This window comes from Paenibacillus favisporus, from assembly GCF_040545415.1.
Classification (GTDB): domain Bacteria; phylum Bacillota; class Bacilli; order Paenibacillales; family Paenibacillaceae; genus Paenibacillus_AQ; species Paenibacillus_AQ favisporus.
In genome coordinates, this window is the sequence record NZ_JBEPLV010000001.1 from 326,597 (window position 1) to 347,469 (window position 20,873).

The window sequence follows — 20,873 nt, forward strand, 5'->3', positions numbered from 1 at the left end:
TGGAGGGCTGCAGCTTGTTTCATCACATCACGGTGCTTAAAGAAGAAGCGACAGAAGGGCTGCGCGTGAAGAGAGACGGCATTTATGTCGATTGCACGCTTGGGGGTGCGGGGCACAGTTCCCTGATCGCGTCCAAGCTGGGGGAATACGGCAGGCTGATCGCGTTGGACCAGGATGACTGGGCGCTCGATAACGCAAAGGAAAGGCTGGCCCCGTACGCAGACCGCGTATCCCTGGTCAAGACGAATTTCCGGCATCTGGAGGAAACCCTCCGGGAGTTGGCTGTTCCGAGCAAGGACGGCATCCCGCAGGTGGACGGCATTTTGTTCGATCTGGGCGTGTCATCTCCCCAGTTTGACGAAGGGGACCGGGGATTCAGCTACAATTACGATGCGCCGCTCGATATGCGGATGGATCAGTCGGCGTCCTTGACGGCTGCCGAAATTGTAAACGAATGGCCTGAGCAGGAAATTGCCCGGATTTTGTTCCAATACGGGGAAGAAAAGTTCTCAAGACGGATTGCCAGAGTGATCAGCGAGCGCAGAGCGCAGAAAGCCATTCAAACAACGGGCGAGTTGGTCGATATTATTAAGGAAGGCATTCCGGCGGCAGCGCGGAGAACAGGCGGCCATCCGGCCAAACGAAGCTTCCAGGCCCTTCGGATCGCAGTGAACGACGAGCTTGGCGCTTTTGAAGAAGCGCTGCATCAAGCGGTGCGCTGTCTTGCTCCCGGCGGAAGGGTATCGGTGATTACGTTCCATTCGCTGGAGGACCGGATATGCAAGCAAATTTTGAACAGCTACGTAGGCAAATGCACCTGCCCGCCGGACTTTCCGATGTGCGTGTGCGGTGGGAAGGGTGAAATGAAACTGGTCAACCGCAAGCCGATCGTGCCGGGTGAAGAAGAACTTGCACAGAACCCGCGAGCGCGTTCAGCCAAGCTGAGAGTTGCTGAGAAAATATAACCTAACGCATCTGACACACGATTCATATTTTTGAAGGCAAGGATTCATGTTCAGGGCGTAGAGACTAAGACAAAGGGGAATCAGACATGGCCTATACGCGTGGTAACCTGGCAGTTAAGGAGAAGGTCGCTGAACGAACGTCTCCCGGGTACCGGGAGAAGACGAAAGTCGTTACTCACCGTACATATCTGCCGATCAAGGAAAAGCTGCTCTATTTGCTGACGGTTGGAATATGCGTCATGGTGGCGAGCCTGATCATCTGGCAGAACGCCAACATTTACGACCTGAACAAGCAAGGGCAGAAGGTCGACAAGAACATTAAGAACATGAACGTGACCATTAAAGAGCTTAAGGCGGAGAAGCAGCGCCTTGAGGTCGGAATCCGTGAGAAGGCGATCCAGCTTGGTTACCAAGAACCGGGCAAGGAGGCGCTTACCGTTCCGCGTTCCAATACGACAAGTACGGATAACGCCGGAACAGGGTCGGAAACGGCAAAAAAATAGAGCTTGTGAGGGTTGAGCATGGTAAAAAGAATAAAACTTCGCACACTGCTCCTAGGAGGATTCATCACCCTCCTTTTTGTTGTTCTGTTAATTCGTGTATTTGCACTGCAGGTGGTTAATGGGGATGACTGGCATGATCGGGCGGTCGCCCAGTGGACGAAAAAAGTCCCGATTCCGGCATCCCGCGGCACGATTACGGACCGTAACGGCGATATTCTCGCATCCGACGTCCCGGCCTATACCGTTATCGTCAATCCGGCCGTTATCCACGAGAATGGGCTGGAGAACGAAATCATCGAAGGGCTGCACAAGATTTTAGGCAAGGATGAAAGCGAGCTTAAAGAACTTGTAAATGCCAAAGACAAGGACGGGGAATACCTTACCAACCGGGAGGTCCGGAACGAAGGGTGGAAAATTGACGAAACGAAGAAGGCCCAGATCGTAGATCTCAACAAAGAGTTGAAGGCACAGCTTAAAAAAGAAAAAAAGGTGCTTGAAACCGGGTTGGATATGATCAAGGAGCAGAAACGCTATTATCCGAAGGGGACGCTTGCGGCTCATATTTTGGGTTACACGAACCGGGATGGTGAGGCTGTCGCCGGACTTGAGGCAAGTCTGGATGATTACCTCAAAGGCACCTCAGGACTCATGAAATACGAAAGCGACCGGCAAGGAGACCAGCTTCCCGAAGCGAATATGGTGTACAAGCCGGCTGTCAATGGTAAAAATTTAAAGCTGACGATCGACGACACGATCCAGTATTATATCGAAGACGCGATGAAAGAGACGTACGAAAAGTACCAACCGATCAGCATGACGGTCATTGCTGCCGATCCGAAGACGATGGATATACTCGGGATGGCCAACCTGCCGACATTCAACCCGAATACGTACTGGAACACGAAGGACCAGAAAGACTTCTTCAACTATGCCGTCAAAGCTACGTATGAGCCGGGTTCCACGTTCAAAATCGTAACGCTGGCAGGTGCGGTGCAGGAAAAGCTTTTTAATCCAAATGCGATCTACCAGTCCGGACAAATCCAGGTCAAAGGGACTCATACGTACCTTCATGATATCAATCGTTATGGTTGGGGACCAATCACGTTCCTTGAGGGCGTGAAGCGCTCCAGTAACGTCGCTTTCGTTAAGCTGGGATCGGAAATGCTCGGGAAAGACCGCCTGCTGAAATATATCAAGGATTTTGGCTTCGGTCAGAAGACGGGCATTGAACTGCCAGGCGAAGTCTCCACCACGATCAATCTTCCGGGTCCGGTCGAGGTGGCGACCGCGTCCTACGGACACGGCGTATCCGTGACGCCGATCCAGCAGCTGGCGGCGATCAGTGCGGTGGCGAACGGCGGAAAGCTGCTAACACCTCATATCATTAAAGAAATCACGGATCCGGATACCGGTAAGGTTATCAAATCCACCAAGACCGACGTCGTACGGCAGGTCATTTCCCCGGAAGCCGCTAAAGAAACGAGCAGCTACCTGGAACAGGTCGTCGCGGACCAGGTAAAAGGTACCGGGCGCAACGCCTACATCGACGGATACCGGGTGGCCGGTAAAACCGGAACCGCGGTCAAATACGGCTCCGACGGCAAACCGGATTACTCAAAGTCCGTCGTCTCCTTTGTCGGTTTTGCTCCGGTGAACGATCCGAAGATCGCCCTTATTGTCATTGTGGACCAGCCGAATGACCCTGATGTCGGCGGCGGCACGGTGGCGGCGCCGATCTTTAAGAAAATCGTGTCCCAAGCCTTGCCGTATATGGGCGTGCCGAAGGCGAACACCAAAAAAACGTCCGACGGCAAAACGACGTCAGAACGCTCACCGGCTCCGACGCTCACGAAGCTGGCCGTAAAGGACGCGAAGCAGAAGCTGCTGAACGCAGGCATCGACTTCGAAACGATCGGCAAGGGCACCTCGGTCATCCGGCAGTTCCCGGCAGCGGGAACGCCGATGAGCCCGGGGCAGCGCATCTATCTGCTCACGGAGGAGACCGACAAGATGACCGTGCCGGATCTAAAAGGCGAATCGCTGCGTGATGCGCTGGATATTTTGACCTTGCTGAAATGCTCGGTTACCGTCGAAGGCCAAGGATACGTCAGCGAGCAGCTGGTTACGGACAAGAACGGCAAGCGTTCCGTCCAGCTGACGCTGAAGCCGGTCAAGGACGAAGAGACATCGCAGGATACTTCATCATCCTCCACGAAGGACGATTCCGGTTCGAAGGATACGTCGGCCGGCGATTCGGCCGACGGTAAGTCCGGGGAAGAAGCCAGCGATAACTGATAAGCGGCAACAGCTTGTTCTATCCCCTGGTTGTCCCGAATATTCATGATATGAACAGTCATGAAGCTGTAGGGAAGCGGGGAGGGATAACAAATGAAGGTTTCAAACGTCACCATGAGGCGGAGGCTGCTGTGGAGCTTGCTGATCCTCTGCCTGTTGTTTGCCGCTCTGATCGTGAGGCTAGCCTATGTGCAGCTTGGAAAGAGCAGCGAATTATCCGCCAAGGCCGAGGAGAACTGGCGCCGGGAAATTCCGTCAACGGCCAAGCGGGGCGAGATTCAGGACCGCAATGGGACGCCCTTGGCTTATAATATAAGCACGCCGACGATCATGGCGATCCCTGTCCAGATCAAGGAGCCCGAGAAGACGGCGAAGACGCTGGCTCCTCTGCTGGGTATGAGCGAAGACAAGATTATGAAGTCTATTACGAAGAAATCAAGGATTGAACGACTGCAACCCGGTGGACGCAAAATTACGATGGAGCTTGCTCAGAAAATTCGTGATTTAGAGCTGCCGGGTATCGTCGTTGCTGAGGACAATAAGCGGTTTTACCCCTACGGCGACCTTGCCGGGCACATTCTGGGCTTTACGGGCATCGACAACCAGGGCTTGACCGGGATCGAGCAGAGATATGATACCAAGCTGCAGGGGATTAACGGCAGCGTCTCCTATTTATCCGATGCGGGGGGCAGGCTCATGCCGGGATCTTCCGAGAAATACGAGGAGCCCAGAGACGGCCTTAACCTCCAGCTGACGATCGACAAATCGATTCAGTCGATTATGGAGAGGGAGCTGGACCAGGCGATGGTTCAGTACCAGGCCCGCGGCGCCTGGTCGATCGCCATGAACCCGAAAACCGGAGAGATTCTGGGGATGGCCAGCCGTCCGGGATTTGAGCCGGCGAATTATCAGGAATATCCATCCGAAGTGTATAACCGGAACCTGCCGATCTGGATGACGTACGAGCCCGGTTCGACCTTCAAGATCATTACGCTGGCGGCCGCCCTTCAGGAGAAGAAGGTGGACCTCAAGAATGAGCAGTTTTTCGATCCGGGATATATCAAGGTCGGGGGAGCCAGCCTGAGATGCTGGAAGCGGGGCGGCCACGGCAGCGAAACGTTCCTGCAGGTCGTGGAAAACTCTTGTAACCCGGGTTTTGTCGTTCTGGGCCAGCGGCTGGGCAAAGATTCGCTGTTTAACTATATCCGCAATTTCGGATTCGGCTCCAAAACGGGCATCGATCTGAATGGAGAAGAGAACGGCATCCTGTTCAAGCCGTCTCAGGTGGGCCCGGTCGAGCTGGCCACGACGGCTTTCGGACAAGGGGTGTCCGTGACGCCGATCCAGCAGGTGGCCGCCGTGTCGGCCGCCGTCAACGGGGGCAAGCTGTATAAGCCTTACGTTGCCAAAGCCTGGATTAATCCGGAGACCGGTGAAACGGTGAGCGAAACGAAGCCGACGCTGGTCAGACAAGTTATATCGGAGGATACGTCCAAGCAGGTGCGCGAAGCGCTGGAGAGCGTAGTTGCCAAAGGGACGGGCAGACCCGCTTTCATCGACGGATACCGTGTCGGCGGCAAGACGGGTACCGCCCAGATCGTCGTCAACGGCCGCTACTCCTCTACGGAGCATATCGTTTCATTCATCGGCTTTGCACCGGCGGACGACCCGCAAATCGTTGTTTACACCGCGGTGGATAATCCGGCCGGCATTCAATTCGGCGGCGTCGTGGCGGCGCCGATCGTCCAGCACATTCTCGAGGATTCGCTGCATGTGCTGAAGGTGCCGGAGCGCAAGGATCAGCTGCCGAAAACTTATAAATACGGAGATACGCCGATCGACACCGTTCCTGACCTGGTGGGGGCGACGGTTGAAGATTTATATGAGGATCTGAACATGAATTTTACGCTGGCTAAGTCCGGTACCGGGAACACGGTCATCAGCCAGGCGCCCAAACCGGGCAGCCGAGTGGAGCGGGGCTCGACGATCCGGATTTATATGGGAACGGACGCGGACGTGAAGGATCATAGCGATGCTGACGAAGCGCAGGATGATCCGGAAGCGCCTCAGGATGGTACCGGCACACAGCAGAATGATGCCTCAACCCATAATTGATTGCGGCGATATTCGAGACTAATAGAACTAGAGTGAGGGATCAAGAGATGAAACTAAATGAACTGGCATCAGCATTAACGACGGCACAAATTATCGGAGACGGCGACATTACGATTACGAACATCCAGGTGGATTCGCGTAAAGTGGCGCCGGGAGACCTGTTTATCTGCCTCCCGGGCCACACGGTCGACGGTCATGACTATGCCGGCCAGGCTGCGGAACAAGGGGCGGTGGCGCTCGTTGTCGAGCGGAAGTTGGACATCGACCTCCCGCAGATCGTGGTCAAGGACTGCCGGTTTGCCATGGCCGTTCTGGCCGATGCGTTTTTCGGGTCGCCGAGCTCCCACATGAAGATGATTGGCGTAACAGGAACAAACGGCAAGACGACCACAACCTATCTCATCGAAAAAATGATGAGCGACCAAGGGGTCAACACCGGCCTGATCGGCACGATCCAGATGCGCTACGGCGGACGGACCTTCCCGATGTCCGGCACAACGCCGGAAGCGCTGGAGCTTCAGCGTTCCCTGGATGACATGACGGCGAACGGCGTGGAGTGCTGCGTGATGGAAGTATCCTCCCATGCGCTGGAGCAGGGACGGGTGAAGGGCACCGACTTCCGTACCGCCATTTTCACCAACCTGACGCAGGATCACCTCGATTATCATAAAACGATGGAGGAATACCGCGCGGCCAAAGGCTTGTTTTTCGCCCGCCTGGGCAACAAATTCGCCCATCAGCCGGAGCAGCGCAAGTTTGCCGTGCTGAATGCGGATGATGAAGCATCCTCCTACTTTGCGAAAATTACGGCAGCCGAAGTCATTACATACGGTGTTGAGAACAGCGCGGACGTCCGGGCAACCGGCGTCAAGGTGACGGCGCAGGGAACTTCCTTCCATGTGGACACCTTCCGGGGCAGCGCCGATATCCAGCTGAGAATGGTCGGCAAGTTCAACGTCTACAATGCGCTGGCCGCCATTACCGCCGGCTTGCTCGAAGGCATTGAACTGGACAATATCAAGCGCAGCCTTGAATCGGTACCGGGCGTGGACGGACGGGTCGAATCGGTGGATGCCGGACAGCCTTTTGCCGTTATCGTCGATTACGCGCATACGCCTGACGGTCTGGAGAACGTGCTGAAGACGGTCAACGAATTCGCCGAAGGCCGGGTCATCACCGTGTTTGGCTGCGGCGGAGACCGGGACCGGACCAAACGTCCAATCATGGGCAAAATCGCGGCCAAGTACAGCGACTTCATTTTTGTCACATCCGACAACCCGAGAACGGAAGATCCGGAGCTGATTCTGAAGGACATCGAGCAGGGTCTGAAGGATGACAGCGTTCCGCAGGAGCGCTACGAGATGATCGTGGACCGGCGGACGGCTATACAAAAGGCTATTGAAATGGCAAGCCCTCAGGATGTAGTATTGATTGCGGGGAAAGGTCATGAGACCTATCAAACCATTGGTACGACGAATTATGACTTCGACGACCGTGAAGTTGCCAAGGAAGCGATAAGGGGATTGGATAAGTGATTACGACGACTTTAGGCCAAATGGCCGCCATGTGCGGAGGAACACTCTCGCAGGAACAACACCGGGAGCTGCCGATTCAAGGCGTGTTTACGGACTCCCGACAAATAAAGCAAGGAAGCCTGTTCGTCCCGCTCGTCGGGGAACGTTTTGACGGACACGCTTATGCCGAATCCGTACTGAAGGACGGAGCGGGCGCGACGCTGTGGCAGCGCGACCGAGGCGAGGCGCCGGCGGGAGCTGTCATTCTTGTCGATGACACGCTTGCGGCGCTGCAGACCCTGGCTGAGGCCTATTTGGCGGAAGTAGGCTGCCGCGTAGTCGGCATTACGGGCAGCAACGGCAAAACGACGACGAAGGATATGGTGTATACCCTTCTGTCTACGACCTATAAAGTTCATAAAACCGGGGGCAATTTCAATAATCATATTGGACTGCCCTTAACCATTTTAGAGATGCCGGCGGATACGGAAATCGCCGTATTGGAGATGGGAATGAGCGGCCGGCATGAGATCGAGCGTCTCTCCCAAATCGCCCGTCCTGATGTGGCGGTCATTACGAATATCGGGGAAGCACATCTGCTTCAGCTCGGTTCAAGACATGAAATCGCCCGGGCGAAGGTTGAAATTATTAGCGGCATGAAGCCCGGCGGCCTGCTGATCTATCATGGCGACGAGCCGCTGATTCCTACGGTGCTCGGCGAGGCCGAAACGGTGAAACCCGAAGGGCTCCGGACCTTTACGTTCGGGTTGGATCAGAGCAACGACGATTACCCCACAGGGATGATGTTCCACAGCAAGGGGATTATTTTTACGTCACTGCTGCATCCGGAGGAAGGGCTGGATCTGCCGCTGCTTGGCCAGCATAACGTCATTAACTGCCTTGCAGCTCTCGCGGTGGCCCGCCATTTCGGCATTACCGAGGAGAACATCCGCACGGGACTGACCGGACTGCATTTGACCGGGATGCGGATCGAGCAAATCGTGGCGCCGAGCGGGCTGACCATTCTGAACGACGCCTACAATGCGAGTCCGACCTCCATGAAGGCCGCGATCGACGCGCTTCATAGTCTCAAAGGCTATCATCACAAGGTGGCCGTGCTGGGGGACATGCTGGAGCTTGGGCCGCAGGAGAAGGAGTTCCATGCCGAGATCGGGCAGTACGCCGCGGCGGACCGGGTGGATGTGCTGTACACGTACGGACCGTTGTCGGAGGAGACCGCTGAAGCGGCCCGGAAGATTCGTCCGGACCTGAGCGTATTTTCTTTTACGGATAAAGCTGAGCTGATCCCCCATCTCATCAAGCGCGTTCATGCCAAAGATGTGGTGCTCGTCAAGGCGTCGCGGGGTATGAAGCTCGAAGAAATTGTGGATGCTCTAGTTAAGGAAAACTTGCAGAAATAGCGCACAGAGGGGGTGAATCCATGGACTATCAACTATTGCTGTTAACGATCGGTGTATCTTTTATTCTCGCGGTGATTGCCGCTCCGCTGCTTATTCCGCTGCTGAGGCGTATGAAGTTCGGCCAGCAGGTCCGCGATGACGGGCCGCAGACCCATTTGAAGAAGGCGGGAACGCCGACAATGGGCGGAATCGTCATTATTTTGGCTTTTACGCTTGCTTTTCTGAAATTTTCCGTCATTAATACGGATTTTTACGTACTGCTCGTAGCCACGCTTGGCTTCGGCCTGATCGGATTTCTTGATGATTATATTAAAATCGTGTTCAAGCGTTCTCTCGGACTGACGGCGAAGCAGAAGCTTATCCTGCAGCTGCTCTTCGCCGCGATCATGTGTTACCTGCTCATCAAGAACGGCCACAGCACGGCGATCAGCGTACCGGGAACGTCGTGGTCGTTTGACTGGGGCGGATGGTTCTATTATCCGTTCATCGTCATTATGATGATGGCTGTGACCAACGCGGTCAATTTCACGGACGGGGTCGACGGACTGCTGTCCGGCGTGAGCGCCATCGCTTTTGCCGCATTCGCCATCGTCGCCATGCAGGCGACCTCGCTGTCGGCCGCTGTTTGTGCCGCTGCCATGATCGGGGCGGTGCTCGGGTTTCTTGTATTTAACGCCCACCCGGCTAAAGTATTCATGGGGGATACGGGTTCGCTCGGCATTGGCGGAGCCATCGGCGGCATCGCCATCGTCACCAAAACCGAGCTGCTGTTTATCGTGATCGGCGGCGTGTTCGTCATCGAAATGCTGTCCGTCGTTCTTCAGGTCGCATCATTCAAGACCCGGGGCAAACGCATCTTTAAAATGAGTCCGATTCACCATCACTTCGAGCTGACCGGATGGTCCGAATGGCGGGTCGTCATGACCTTCTGGGCGGTAGGCATCGTGCTCGCGGGACTTGGACTTTACTTGAACAAGGGGTTGTAGAAGATGAAGCATCCAGATTCGTACAGGGGTAAAGAGATCGTAGTGCTCGGGCTTGCCCGAAGCGGCGTGCAGGTCGCTAAAGTACTGCACCAGGCCGGAGCGATTGTTACTGTGAATGATCGAAAGGAAAAGGATCAATGTCCCGAAGCCGGGGAACTGGAGCCCTTGGGAATCACCGTCATTTGCGGTGGTCATCCCGAGGGGCTGGTTCATCCCGGTATTTCTCTGCTCGTCAAAAATCCGGGGATTCCGTACACAGCTCCGCCGGTTCAGGAAGCGCTGAAGCTCGGGATCGAAGTGGTGACCGAGGTGGAGGTCGCCTATCATATCTGCGAGGCGCCGATTATCGGGATCACCGGCTCCAATGGCAAAACGACCACCACGACGTGGGTGGGCAACATGCTGGAAGCGGCTGGTATGCGTCCGATCGTCGCCGGCAACATCGGCACGCCGCTGTGCGAAGCGGCGCAGCATGCCGATGCGGGCAACTGGATGGTGACCGAGCTCAGCAGCTTCCAGCTGAAAGGAACGACGGATTTCCGTCCGCGTATCGGCTGCCTGCTGAACCTGACGGAAACCCATCTTGATTATCATGGCAGCATGGAAGACTATGCTTCTTCCAAAGCGAAAATGTTCGCCAACCAGACAGAGGATGATACCGCGGTCCTCAATTGGGATGATTCTTACTGCCGCAGCCTGGTGCCTTATATAAAGGCCAAGCTGCTTCCGTTCTCGGTGACGGAAGAACTGCAAGTCGGCGTGTATGTGAGCCCGCCTTATATTCCGGACACGGAAGACGACCTAGAGCGCAGCATCGTATACCGCGATTCGGACGGGCGGTCCCAGGTAATCATCCCCGTGAAGGAAATCGGTATTCCCGGCCGGTTTAACGTCGCAAACGCCGCAGCGGCCTGCGCGATCGCGATCGCAGCCGGCGCCGCACCAGAACGGTTGGCCGAACCTCTGGCTTCGTTCCACGGGGTGGAGCACCGGTTGGAGTATGTCAGAGACGTCGGCGGCGCTGCCTATTACAACAATTCCAAAGCGACGAACGCCAAAGCGACAGGCATGGCGCTCGCCTCGTTCCATCAGCCGGTCGTGCTGATTGCCGGCGGTCTGGACCGCGGCTCGGATTACATGGAGCTGATGCCGCTGCTGAGCGAGCACGTCAAGGCGGTCGTGGTGCTCGGCGAAACGGCGGATAAAATCGCGAAAGTTGCCGAAATGGCCGGATTAAAGCATATCCGCAAGGCCGATACTGGTGAGGACGCCGCCGCTGTGCTGCGTTCCGCGGTACAAGAGGCCGCAGCTCTCGCCGAAGCCGGGGATGTCGTTTTGCTCTCGCCGGCCTGCGCGAGCTGGGACATGTTTACCTCATATGAGGAGCGCGGACGCATTTTTAAAGAGGCGGTGCATAATCTTTAAGTAGGGGGGTGGATAAGCCCCTACTTCCTGGCAAAAGGTGGCCTCCTCATGAACAAGACACGACCGGCGCCGGATCTGTGGCTCCTTCTTTGTATTTTGGGCCTGCTGACGATCGGCATGATCATGGTATACAGTGCAGGCTCCGTACTGGGCTTTCACGATTACGGCGACTCATTCTATTTCGTCAAGCGACAGATGCTGTTTGCCGGACTCGGACTGGTCGCGATGTTTTTTACCGCAAATTTGGACTACCATGTATGGAAAAAATACGCCAAGGCGGGACTGATCATCTGCTTCGGGCTGCTCATCATCGTCCTGATTCCAGGCATCGGCGTTGTGCGCGGGGGTGCACGGAGCTGGCTCGGGATCAGCTCCTTCGGCATTCAGCCCTCCGAATTTATGAAGCTCGGGATGATTCTGTTCCTGTCCAAGTGGCTGAGCAGCGAGAACTTCAACATTACGGCGTTTGGCAAAGGCCTGCTCCCGCCTCTCGGTCTGATTGGACTGGCCTTCGGGCTGATCATGATGCAGCCGGATTTGGGAACCGGTACGGTGATGCTGGGCGCGTCGATGATGATCGTTTTTACGGCAGGGGCCAAGCTGAGCCATCTGGGCTTTCTCGGGCTTGGCGGGGTAGCTGGCTTTGCTGGCCTGATCATTGCCGCGCCCTATCGGCTGAAGCGTATTACCGCTTTTCTTGACCCATGGTCGGATCCGCTCGGAGCTGGTTACCAGATCATCCAGTCGCTGTATGCGATCGGCCCCGGCGGACTCGGGGGGCTCGGACTCGGAATGAGCCGGCAGAAATACAGCTACGTGCCGGAGCCCCAGACCGACTTTATTTTCTCCATTCTGGCGGAGGAGCTCGGATTTATCGGCGGTCTGATCGTGCTGCTGCTGTTCCTCGTGCTCGTATGGCGGGGGATGCGTGTGGCCATGACGATCCCCGACCGGTTCGGAAGCCTGCTGGCCGTCGGCATTATCGGCATGGTTGCCGTTCAGGTCGTCATTAACATCGGCGTGGTCATCGGCATGATGCCGGTCACCGGAATTACGCTCCCGCTAATCAGTTACGGAGGCTCATCGTTAACTCTGATGCTGACCGCGCTCGGCATTTTACTTAATCTATCACGTTATGCGAGGTGAATACATTGCGCGTCGTATTATCCGGCGGCGGCACGGGAGGACATATCTACCCGGCCGTTGCTGTCGCGAGACAATGTGAGGCGGAAGATCCTGATTCCGAATTTTTATATATTGGCGGTACCCGGGGGCTGGAGAGCAAGCTCGTCCCCCAAGAAAATCTCCCTTTCGAAGCCATCGACATTACGGGGTTTCGCCGTAAACTATCGATGGACAATGTGAAAACGGTTATGCGTTTTCTAAAGGGAGTCCAAACATCCAAGAAGCTGCTGAAGGAATTTAAGCCGGACGTTGTCATCGGCACCGGCGGCTATGTCTGCGGTCCCGTGGTGTACGCGGCTGCGAAGCTCGGCATTCCGAGCATCATTCATGAACAGAACGCCATCCCCGGGCTGACGAATCAGTTTCTGAGCCGGTACGTCAGCACGGTGGCCGTAAGCTTTGAAGGTTCCGAAGGCGCCTTTCCCAAAGCCAAACGGGTGATTTACACCGGGAATCCGCGGGCGACGACGGTTCAGACGGCGAACCGGGAAAGAGGTTTTGCCACACTGGGCATCCCGATGAACAGCTCCGTCGTTCTGATTGTGGGCGGCAGCAGAGGAGCCAAGGCAATTAACGACGCCATGATCGAAATGGCGCCGCGGCTTGAGAAGCTGAAGCATATCCATTTCGTTTATGTGACCGGAGAAACTTATTTTGACCAAACGCGTGAGGATATCAGGAGCCGGCTTGGAAGCCTTCCTAATCATCTTCACGTTTTGCCGTATATTCATAACATGCCGGAAGTGCTTGCGGCGACATCTCTGATCGTCAACCGTGCGGGGGCTTCGTTCCTGGCGGAGATCACATCGCTCGGGATTCCATCCGTTCTCATTCCTTCCCCGAATGTGACCAACAACCATCAGGTGGCCAACGCAAGACAGCTGGAGAAGGCCGGCGCGGCCAAAGTCATCCTGGAGAAAGAACTGACGGGCAAGCGGCTCTATGAGTCCATTGAAGATATCATGATGAATTACAATCTGCAGCAGGAAATGTCCGCAAGCTCCCGGAGCTTGGGCAAACCGGATTCGGCCAAGGTGATCGTTGAAGAAATGCGCCGCCTGTCGCGGGGCCGCTGAAAGCCGTGGGCGATTGTCACACACGCGGTATGTACTACATAAGATACTCTATAATCGTGACAATCACCCATGGAATACCGGCACGGTTCTACGATCGGCCGCAGTATACCGGTCCATACCGCTTCTTTCCCGCTTAACGATAAAGGAGGATGCTTTGCGATGCAGCAGTGGAAGTCCCTACTGTCCGAAGCCCATGTCGGAACGATTCGCTGGAATGAACCTCTGGAGAGCTATACCACCTGGAAAATCGGCGGTCCTGCCGACGCGCTTGTCATCCCGGGCAGCGTGGAGCAGCTGGTAAGCCTGATTTCCCTGCTGCATGCGAATCAAATCCCCTGGCTGCAGATCGGCCGCGGCTCCAACCTGCTCGTTGCCGACAAAGGCTTTCGCGGCGTCGTGATTAAACTGGGCGGGGAGCTCGATCATGCCCATTTTCAGGGAAACCGGGTTACCGCCGGAGGAGGCTTCTCCCTCGTAAAGCTTAGTGTCCTGGCCGGAAAAGAAGGTTTAACAGGCCTCGAGTTTGCGGGAGGGATACCCGGAAGCGCAGGCGGTGCCGTGTATATGAACGCCGGAGCCCACGGGTCTGATGTGTCACGCATATTCAAGTCCGCTGAGATTGTACTGGATACAGGAGAATTGGTGACTTACACTGCAGAAGAGATGGCCTTTGCCTATCGTCACTCCATCCTTCATGAGCGCAAAGGGATCGTGGCAAGAGCCGTGTTTGAGCTGCGGCCTGGAGACCGAAAGCAAATTGCGGAAGCGATGGCCCGCTTCAAAGAATACCGGCGCTGCACCCAACCGCTGCAGATGGCCTGCGCGGGGAGCGTGTTCCGCAATCCTCCAGGCGATCATGCCGCCAGGCTGGTGGAGCATGCCGGTTTGAAGGGCAAACGGATCGGAGGGGCAGAAGTGTCCATGCAGCACGCCAATTTCATTGTAAACACCGGTCAAGCGACAGCAGAGGACGTGCTCACATTAATGCATCACATTCAGGAGACGATTCAAACTGAATACGGCATTGAACTGATGCCGGAAGTGTATGCGGTTGGTGAGCGGTAAACTCGGAGGTGATACATTGGACAAATTGGTGATTGAGGGTGGCAAAGCCCTATCAGGAACCATACGTATCCATGGAGCAAAAAATGCCGCATTGCCGATTTTGGCAGCAAGCTTGCTGGCCGCAGGCGAAGTTCGGCTGAATAATGTCCCCCGGCTGCTGGACATTGATGTGATGCTGGGCATTCTCGAAAGGATCGGCTGCAAGACGCTGCATGAGCAGGAGACGGTCACCGTGGATACATCGTCTGCCAATTCGTTTCATGTGCCGGAAGACTTAATGGGGCAAATGCGTTCCTCCATATTTCTGATGGGTCCCCTTCTGGCCAGGTTCGGCGAGGTTGCCGTTTATCAGCCGGGCGGATGTGCGATTGGCGAACGGAAAATCGACCTTCATCTGCGGGGGCTTCAGGAGCTTGGTGCGGAAATTGAAGAGAGAGATCAGCAAATTATTTGCAGGGCGCGCAAATTAACCGGTGCCGACATCCATTTGGATTTTCCCAGCGTAGGGGCTACCGAAAACATTATGATGGCTGCGGCCACCGCCAGCGGAACGACGACGATTTCGAACGCCGCGCGCGAACCGGAAATCCAGGACTTGGCCAATTTCTTGAACAGGATGGGAGCCAGCATTATCGGCGCGGGTACCGATACGATCACGATCCAAGGGGTTCAGGAGCTGACCCCGTGCACTTATGAAATTATTCCTGACCGGATCGTAGCCGGCACCGTCATGATTGCCGCGGCGGCGACGCGGGGGAACGTCACTTTGACGAACTGCAATCCCGCTCACTTGTCTTCGCTTATCCACGTGCTGAAGCGCGCTGGTGTTCAAATCAGTATTCTCAATGATATAATGAGCGTAAGCTGCATGAGCCGCCCCAAAGCGGTGGAACGGATCGTAACATCACCGTATCCGTCGTTTCCCACCGACCTGCAGTCCCAGGTCATGGTGCTGCTGTCATTAGCCGACGGTTTCAGCGTCATGAAGGAGACGGTATTTGAAGGCCGGTTCAAGCATGTCGACGAGCTGACCCGTATGGGCGCGGATATTACAATCGACCTGAACAGCGCTTTTATCCGCGGGGTGCAGCGCCTTTACGGGGCCACGGTTGAAGCCACGGACTTGCGGGCCGGCGCGGCGCTGGTCATTGCCGGTCTGGCTGCACAGGGCAAAACGGTTGTGGAGCAGGTTCATCATATCGACCGCGGTTATGATCATATCGAAGTGCTGTTCCAAAAACTGGGAGCGGATATACATCGGTTTACGCCGGTACCCAAACCGCTTGATTTAGCTAATTAACGCCACGCTTATCCCCTTCGCCAGTTGAAGGGGATAAGAGGCATTTTATGGAGAGTATCCTATGCCTAACGCCCAAATTCCTGTTTTAAAAGAAGACAAGCCTAAAAGAAAAGCCAGCAAACGTATTATTTGGATCCTGCTGCTGCTATTTATCGTCATCCTATCTGTTCTGTTCTTTCGTTCGACGATGAGCCAGGTCACGGAAGTTCATTTCAAAGGCAATACATTTACGACAAGGGACGAGCTGCTGAAGGCCAGCGGTCTGCAGGTTGGCAGCCAGTTCTTCGGCGTATCTCCGTCCAAGGTGGAGAGCAGCCTGCTCAAGGTGAAATCGATCCAAAAGGCGACGGTGGACAAGCAGTTTCCAGGCGTCATTAACGTTACGATCGAGGAGTATCCTACCGTTGCGTACGAGCTTGCCGCGGAGGGGGATCTGCAGGCGATCCTTTCCAGCGGTGCGACGGTGTCGGTGAACAATACCGGAATCGCGGTGGAGAAGCCGATCCTGACGAAGTGGAATGCCTCCGATCCGAACAAAGCCGCGCTCTGCAAAGTCCTGGGGCAAATTCCGAATGAACTGACCTCCGACATCTCGGAGATCATCCCGTCGCCGACGGAGTCCTTCCCGGACCGGATCAAGCTGTACACCCGCTCGCGGTTTGAGGTCATTACGGCCATCTCGCTATTAAAAGACAAGGTCGAGTATCTTAACCAAGTCATAGAGACGGAAGAGCCGGGTATCATCACAATGCTGGAGGCTGATTCCTACGTTCCTTTCGAGCCTTCCGGCGAGGAAAACGGCGACCAAAATGCCACTACTCATGAATAGTAAAAAATGCTACAATTAAAATTACGGACAAGTATGAAATCTCCCTCTTTTTTCTTCTGATTTTGAAGAGATTCGTAACAAAGATTGGCAATTGAAAAATTTGTAGAAAAAAGAGGGAAAGAATCATGTATGTTGAATATGTAAAGTTGAGTGTCTTTTTACGCAGTTATTTTATAAAAACAGGAGGTGCCACGGTTGAGCAACAATGACATCATTGTTAGTTTGGACATCGGTACATCCAAAGTTCGTGCTATTATTGGGGAAGTTAATAATGGAACCTTTAATATTATTGGAGTTGGATCTGCCGACTCGGAAGGAATTCGCAAGGGTGCAATCGTAGATATTGACCAGACTGTACAATCCATCCGCAGTGCCGTTGACCACGCGGAGCGTATGGTCGGTATTCAAATATCGGAGGTCTATGTCGGCATTTCGGGGAATACTATCGGACTTCAATCAAGCCACGGTGTTGTGGCGGTATCGAATGAGGATCGGGAAATCGGTGAGGAAGACATCGAACGCGTGCTTAAGGCCGCTGAAGTTGTCGCTCTGCCGCCGGACCGGGAAATTATTGATGTAGTTGCCAAACAATATGTTGTAGACGGGCTGGAGGGAATTCATGACCCGCGCGGCATGATCGGTGTCCGCTTGGAAGTGGAGGCCATCATTATTACCGGCGCTAAGACAGCCATACATAATCTTTTGCGCTGTGTGGAGAAGGCAGGACTCAAGATCAAGGATTTGGTACTGATGTCTTTGGGAGCGGGCCAGCTGGCTTTGTCCAAGGATGAGAAGACGATGGGATCCGTTCTGGTTGACATCGGTGCGGGCTCAACGACGATTGCCGTGTTTGAAGCGGGAACGATCGCAGCGACATCCTCTTTGCCGATCGGCGGGGAATTCGTAACCAACGATATCGCTTACGGGTTGCGGACGCTGACCGACCAGGCCGAGAAAGTGAAACTGAAATACGGCTGTGCGTTAATGGCCGATGCCGCTCCGGACGTCACCTTCAAGGTGGTCCGCATCGGAAGCAACGTGGAGAAGGAGTTTACCCAGGAGGACTTGGCGGCTATCGTCGAGCCCCGGGTACAGGAAATTTTCCACCTGATCCGCGAAGAAGTGAAGCGGCTTGGTTACAGCGAGCTGCCTGGAGGTTATATTCTTACAGGCGGAACTGTTTCCATGCCTGGTGTGCTTCAGGTGGCACAGGGCGAGCTGGCGGCTTCGGTCCGAATCGCCGTGCCTGATTATATCGGGGTCAGAGATCCCGGCTATACGAGCGGTGTGGGGGTACTGCACAACGTGATCCGCAACATTCGCGTGCGCAGCACCAACAACACGGCGAGTGCCAATACCAGCAATGTGAAGAAAACAGTGAACCGACCGAAAGCGAATCCTGCTACCAACTCGGAGTCAGCCCAGAATCCGGGTATTATCGAACGGTTGAAGAAAATGTTCAGCGAATTCATCTAAGCAGGTTTTCCATATAACGTGGACGGGCCATCCATGCACAATGAGGGGGAGATGGGGAAATATGTTGGAATTTGATTTTGAAATGGAGAGCTTGGCTCAAATTAAAGTGATCGGTGTGGGCGGCGGCGGCAGCAACGCTGTCAACCGGATGATCGAGAATGGCGTGCAAGGCGTAGAATTTATTACGGTGAACACAGACGCCCAAGCATTGCATATGGCCAAATCGGAACACAAACTGCAAATCGGGGACAAACTGACCCGCGGATTGGGCGCAGGCGCAAATCCGGAGGTCGGCAAGAAAGCAGCCGAAGAATCCCGCGATTTGATTATGAATACGCTGAAGGGTGCAGACATGGTCTTCGTTACTGCGGGGATGGGCGGAGGCACCGGAACGGGAGCCGCTCCTGTCATCGCGGAAATCGCCAAGGAATGCGGCGCACTGACGGTCGGTGTGGTAACACGGCCGTTTACATTTGAAGGACGCAAGCGTTCCACCCAGGCTGTGCTCGGTATCGAAGCCTTAAAGGAAAAAGTCGATACACTTATCGTTATTCCGAATGATCGGCTATTAGAAATCGTTGATAAAAAAACACCGATGATGGAGGCATTCCGCGAGGCGGACAACGTGCTGCGTCAAGCGGTACAGGGCATTTCGGACTTGATCAAGGTGCCCGGCCTGATCAACCTTGACTTCGCCGACGTCAAAACGATCATGACCGAACGCGGTTCGGCTTTGATGGGGATCGGCATAGCGACAGGCGAAAACCGTGCAGCCGAAGCTGCGCGTAAAGCGATTATGAGCCCGCTGCTCGAAACTTCGATCGAAGGCGCACTCGGTGTCATCATGAACATTACGGGAGGCGCGAATTTGTCGCTGTATGAAGTCAATGAAGCGGCGGAAATCGTTACCTCAGCATCGGATCCGGAGGTCAATATGATCTTCGGCGCTATTATTGAAGAGAGCATGAAGGATGAAATCAAAGTAACGGTCATCGCGACCGGGTTTGAGAACCGTCCTGTGCAGCAGCCTCAGGTGCGCAAGCAGGGAACACCGGCGCCGTCGGAACCTGCGGAATCGCGCAGCAACAACACGAACAATCTGCGTCCGTTCGGGAACCAGACAAGCAGCGATCAATTGGACATTCCAACGTTCCTGCGGAATCGTTCCCGTCAGAACAATAACGACTAAGGATGTCATACCATCCGTCAAACACCCGCATTTCTTCGGAGATGCGGGTGTTTTTTTGTGGAATCGGGAATCCGTTGGAAACGAAACATCGTTGCTCGAAAAACTTCTGTGTGAGTGCGCTCGGTCATTTCTGGCATCCGTGCCAATGCCTCAAGGCGTTCCTCTTTACAGAGTTCATCATATGTCATTAAGGCCGGATGTAATACTTATAACAATTTGATGATAGATATGGGAGTGTCGAATCCCTTGCCAACGGCGGCTTACGCTTCTTTTTCCCCGAAACTTCCTCTATAAAAGAACGGAACTCGACAAAAAAAGTTCAAGAGTCCCTTCCAATTTTAGACAGACTTTGAACCGTATTGTTTTTATACTAATCACATCTCCCAAAAATGCTTAAGAGAATATCGGCGTACCGTGTATGCGTTATGGATCCAATCATTCCATAAACAGGAAAGGCGTCAGGCAGGTGATAAGCACTGGTTGTGTATATTGATTTGATATTCATCACGAATCTGCTGATCGACGGTGCACTGCTCTGGCTTACAGCCTGGATGCGGAAGCTGAAGCCCCCGTGGTGGAGATTGATTGTGGCGGCTGTGGTGGGTGCCCTGTATGTCGTCATGATGTTTGTGCCGCAGCTCTCGTTCATGTATACCTTTTTGGTCAAGCTGGGTTTATCCCTGCTGATGTTATGGATAACCTTCGGTTTTGGAAGTCTTCAAAACTATATCCGGAATATGGGGGCCTTTTATATTATCAATTTTGCGGTAGCCGGGGGGATTATCGGGATACATTATTTGCTGCAAAATTCGGGAGAAATTTTTAACGGGATTTGGTTCACGGCTTCCGGCGGCATGTCGTTTGAGCTGAAGATCGGGTTCTGGTTTACCTTCATCGGGGTGTTTGGCATGCTGCTGTGGTTCAAAATGGTTCACTCGACCCGGAAGCAGGTGGAAAGTCGTTCCGTATTTATGGGTGAGGTCGCCGTCGAGATCGGCGGTCACCGGGTGACCTGCAGAGGGCTGCTGGATACGGGCAATCAGCTGAGCGATCCGCTGACGAGAACGCCGGTGATGGTCATGGAAGCTTCGCTGTGGGCGGACCGTCTGCCTTCGGGATGGTGCGAAAGGCTGGCCGATGGAGAGCCGGACAAACTGGTAATGGAGCTGGAACATATGGATTTTGCGTGGCAGGACCGGCTTCGTCTCGTTCCCTATCGGGGGGTGAACCGCAGCGCCTCGTTCATGCTGGCCATCAAGCCTGACGCCGTTGAGGTTCGGATCGGCGACGGCGTCCATCGTTCCAGCAAAGTGCTGGTCGGCCTGGACGGCGGGCAGCTGTCGGGCGACCGGTCGTATCAGGCCATTATCCATCCGAAGCTGGTTGAGGATGATGCCCAGAGTCCAGCAGCCGAGCCATTGGAAACGGCGGGTAACCTGTGATCGCAGGGGAAGGTCGAAGACCGCTTTCCTGCGGAAGACTAACGCTTATGCTTACGAAGATCGTTTTCCTATGGAAAACTAATGCTT

General features: G+C 54.7%; 16 protein-coding genes. All 16 read left to right on the forward strand.

Going from position 1 to position 20,873, the window contains the following annotated elements; genetic code table 11:
• Window positions 1-14: 14 nt before the first annotated feature.
• The 16 genes from rsmH to spoIIGA all read left to right on the forward strand — a co-directional run bounded on the left by rsmH (window position 15) and on the right by spoIIGA (window position 20,786).
• Complete coding sequence (rsmH, locus tag ABID47_RS01505; RefSeq protein WP_105444520.1) at window positions 15-965, forward strand: 16S rRNA (cytosine(1402)-N(4))-methyltransferase RsmH; 951 nt, start codon at window positions 15-17, stop codon at window positions 963-965.
• 86 nt (window positions 966-1,051) lie between these two features.
• The gene (locus ABID47_RS01510) at window positions 1,052-1,468 is read left to right on the forward strand and encodes a hypothetical protein (protein WP_076169846.1); all 417 of its coding nucleotides are present in this window, start codon (window positions 1,052-1,054) and stop codon (window positions 1,466-1,468) included.
• An 18-nt stretch (window positions 1,469-1,486) separates the two neighbouring features.
• The gene (locus ABID47_RS01515; protein ID WP_354494693.1) at window positions 1,487-3,763 is read left to right on the forward strand and encodes a penicillin-binding transpeptidase domain-containing protein; all 2,277 of its coding nucleotides are present in this window, start codon (window positions 1,487-1,489) and stop codon (window positions 3,761-3,763) included.
• Between the two features lie 93 nt (window positions 3,764-3,856).
• Window positions 3,857-5,878 carry a stage V sporulation protein D gene (locus ABID47_RS01520; RefSeq protein WP_354494694.1) on the forward strand — a complete coding sequence of 674 codons (2,022 nt, stop codon included), beginning with the start codon at window positions 3,857-3,859 and terminating at the stop codon, window positions 5,876-5,878.
• A gap of 47 nt (window positions 5,879-5,925) precedes the next feature.
• Entirely contained in the window at window positions 5,926-7,413 is a 1,488-nt protein-coding gene (locus tag ABID47_RS01525; protein ID WP_163879522.1) for a UDP-N-acetylmuramoyl-L-alanyl-D-glutamate--2,6-diaminopimelate ligase, read from the forward strand.
• Window positions 7,413-8,813 carry a UDP-N-acetylmuramoyl-tripeptide--D-alanyl-D-alanine ligase gene (locus ABID47_RS01530; protein WP_318672623.1) on the forward strand — a complete coding sequence of 467 codons (1,401 nt, stop codon included), beginning with the start codon at window positions 7,413-7,415 and terminating at the stop codon, window positions 8,811-8,813. Before ABID47_RS01525 ends, ABID47_RS01530 begins: the two co-directional genes overlap by 1 nt.
• A gap of 20 nt (window positions 8,814-8,833) precedes the next feature.
• Entirely contained in the window at window positions 8,834-9,799 is a 966-nt protein-coding gene (gene mraY / locus ABID47_RS01535; RefSeq protein WP_076169850.1) for a phospho-N-acetylmuramoyl-pentapeptide-transferase, read from the forward strand.
• A gap of 3 nt (window positions 9,800-9,802) precedes the next feature.
• Window positions 9,803-11,224: a UDP-N-acetylmuramoyl-L-alanine--D-glutamate ligase gene (gene murD, locus ABID47_RS01540; protein ID WP_354494695.1), complete on the forward strand. Its 1,422-nt coding sequence runs from the start codon at window positions 9,803-9,805 to the stop codon at window positions 11,222-11,224.
• A 48-nt stretch (window positions 11,225-11,272) separates the two neighbouring features.
• Window positions 11,273-12,370, forward strand: a complete 1,098-nt coding sequence (spoVE, locus tag ABID47_RS01545; protein WP_116229540.1) for a stage V sporulation protein E — start codon at window positions 11,273-11,275, stop codon at window positions 12,368-12,370.
• A gap of 5 nt (window positions 12,371-12,375) precedes the next feature.
• On the forward strand, window positions 12,376-13,485 hold the full coding sequence (murG, locus tag ABID47_RS01550) for an undecaprenyldiphospho-muramoylpentapeptide beta-N-acetylglucosaminyltransferase (RefSeq protein WP_105444531.1): 1,110 nt from the start codon (window positions 12,376-12,378) through the stop codon (window positions 13,483-13,485).
• A 159-nt stretch (window positions 13,486-13,644) separates the two neighbouring features.
• Window positions 13,645-14,550 carry a UDP-N-acetylmuramate dehydrogenase gene (gene murB / locus ABID47_RS01555; RefSeq protein WP_076169854.1) on the forward strand — a complete coding sequence of 302 codons (906 nt, stop codon included), beginning with the start codon at window positions 13,645-13,647 and terminating at the stop codon, window positions 14,548-14,550.
• Between the two features lie 16 nt (window positions 14,551-14,566).
• Window positions 14,567-15,850 carry a UDP-N-acetylglucosamine 1-carboxyvinyltransferase gene (murA, locus tag ABID47_RS01560; RefSeq protein WP_354494696.1) on the forward strand — a complete coding sequence of 428 codons (1,284 nt, stop codon included), beginning with the start codon at window positions 14,567-14,569 and terminating at the stop codon, window positions 15,848-15,850.
• 61 nt (window positions 15,851-15,911) lie between these two features.
• Window positions 15,912-16,679, forward strand: a complete 768-nt coding sequence (locus ABID47_RS01565) for a cell division protein FtsQ/DivIB (RefSeq protein WP_089548184.1) — start codon at window positions 15,912-15,914, stop codon at window positions 16,677-16,679.
• Between the two features lie 195 nt (window positions 16,680-16,874).
• Complete coding sequence (gene ftsA / locus ABID47_RS01570; protein WP_076169857.1) at window positions 16,875-18,155, forward strand: cell division protein FtsA; 1,281 nt, start codon at window positions 16,875-16,877, stop codon at window positions 18,153-18,155.
• 61 nt (window positions 18,156-18,216) lie between these two features.
• Complete coding sequence (ftsZ, locus tag ABID47_RS01575) at window positions 18,217-19,344, forward strand: cell division protein FtsZ (RefSeq protein ID WP_076169858.1); 1,128 nt, start codon at window positions 18,217-18,219, stop codon at window positions 19,342-19,344.
• Between the two features lie 476 nt (window positions 19,345-19,820).
• Window positions 19,821-20,786 carry a sigma-E processing peptidase SpoIIGA gene (gene spoIIGA / locus ABID47_RS01580; RefSeq protein WP_116229543.1) on the forward strand — a complete coding sequence of 322 codons (966 nt, stop codon included), beginning with the start codon at window positions 19,821-19,823 and terminating at the stop codon, window positions 20,784-20,786.
• The last annotated feature ends 87 nt before the right edge of the window (window positions 20,787-20,873 follow it).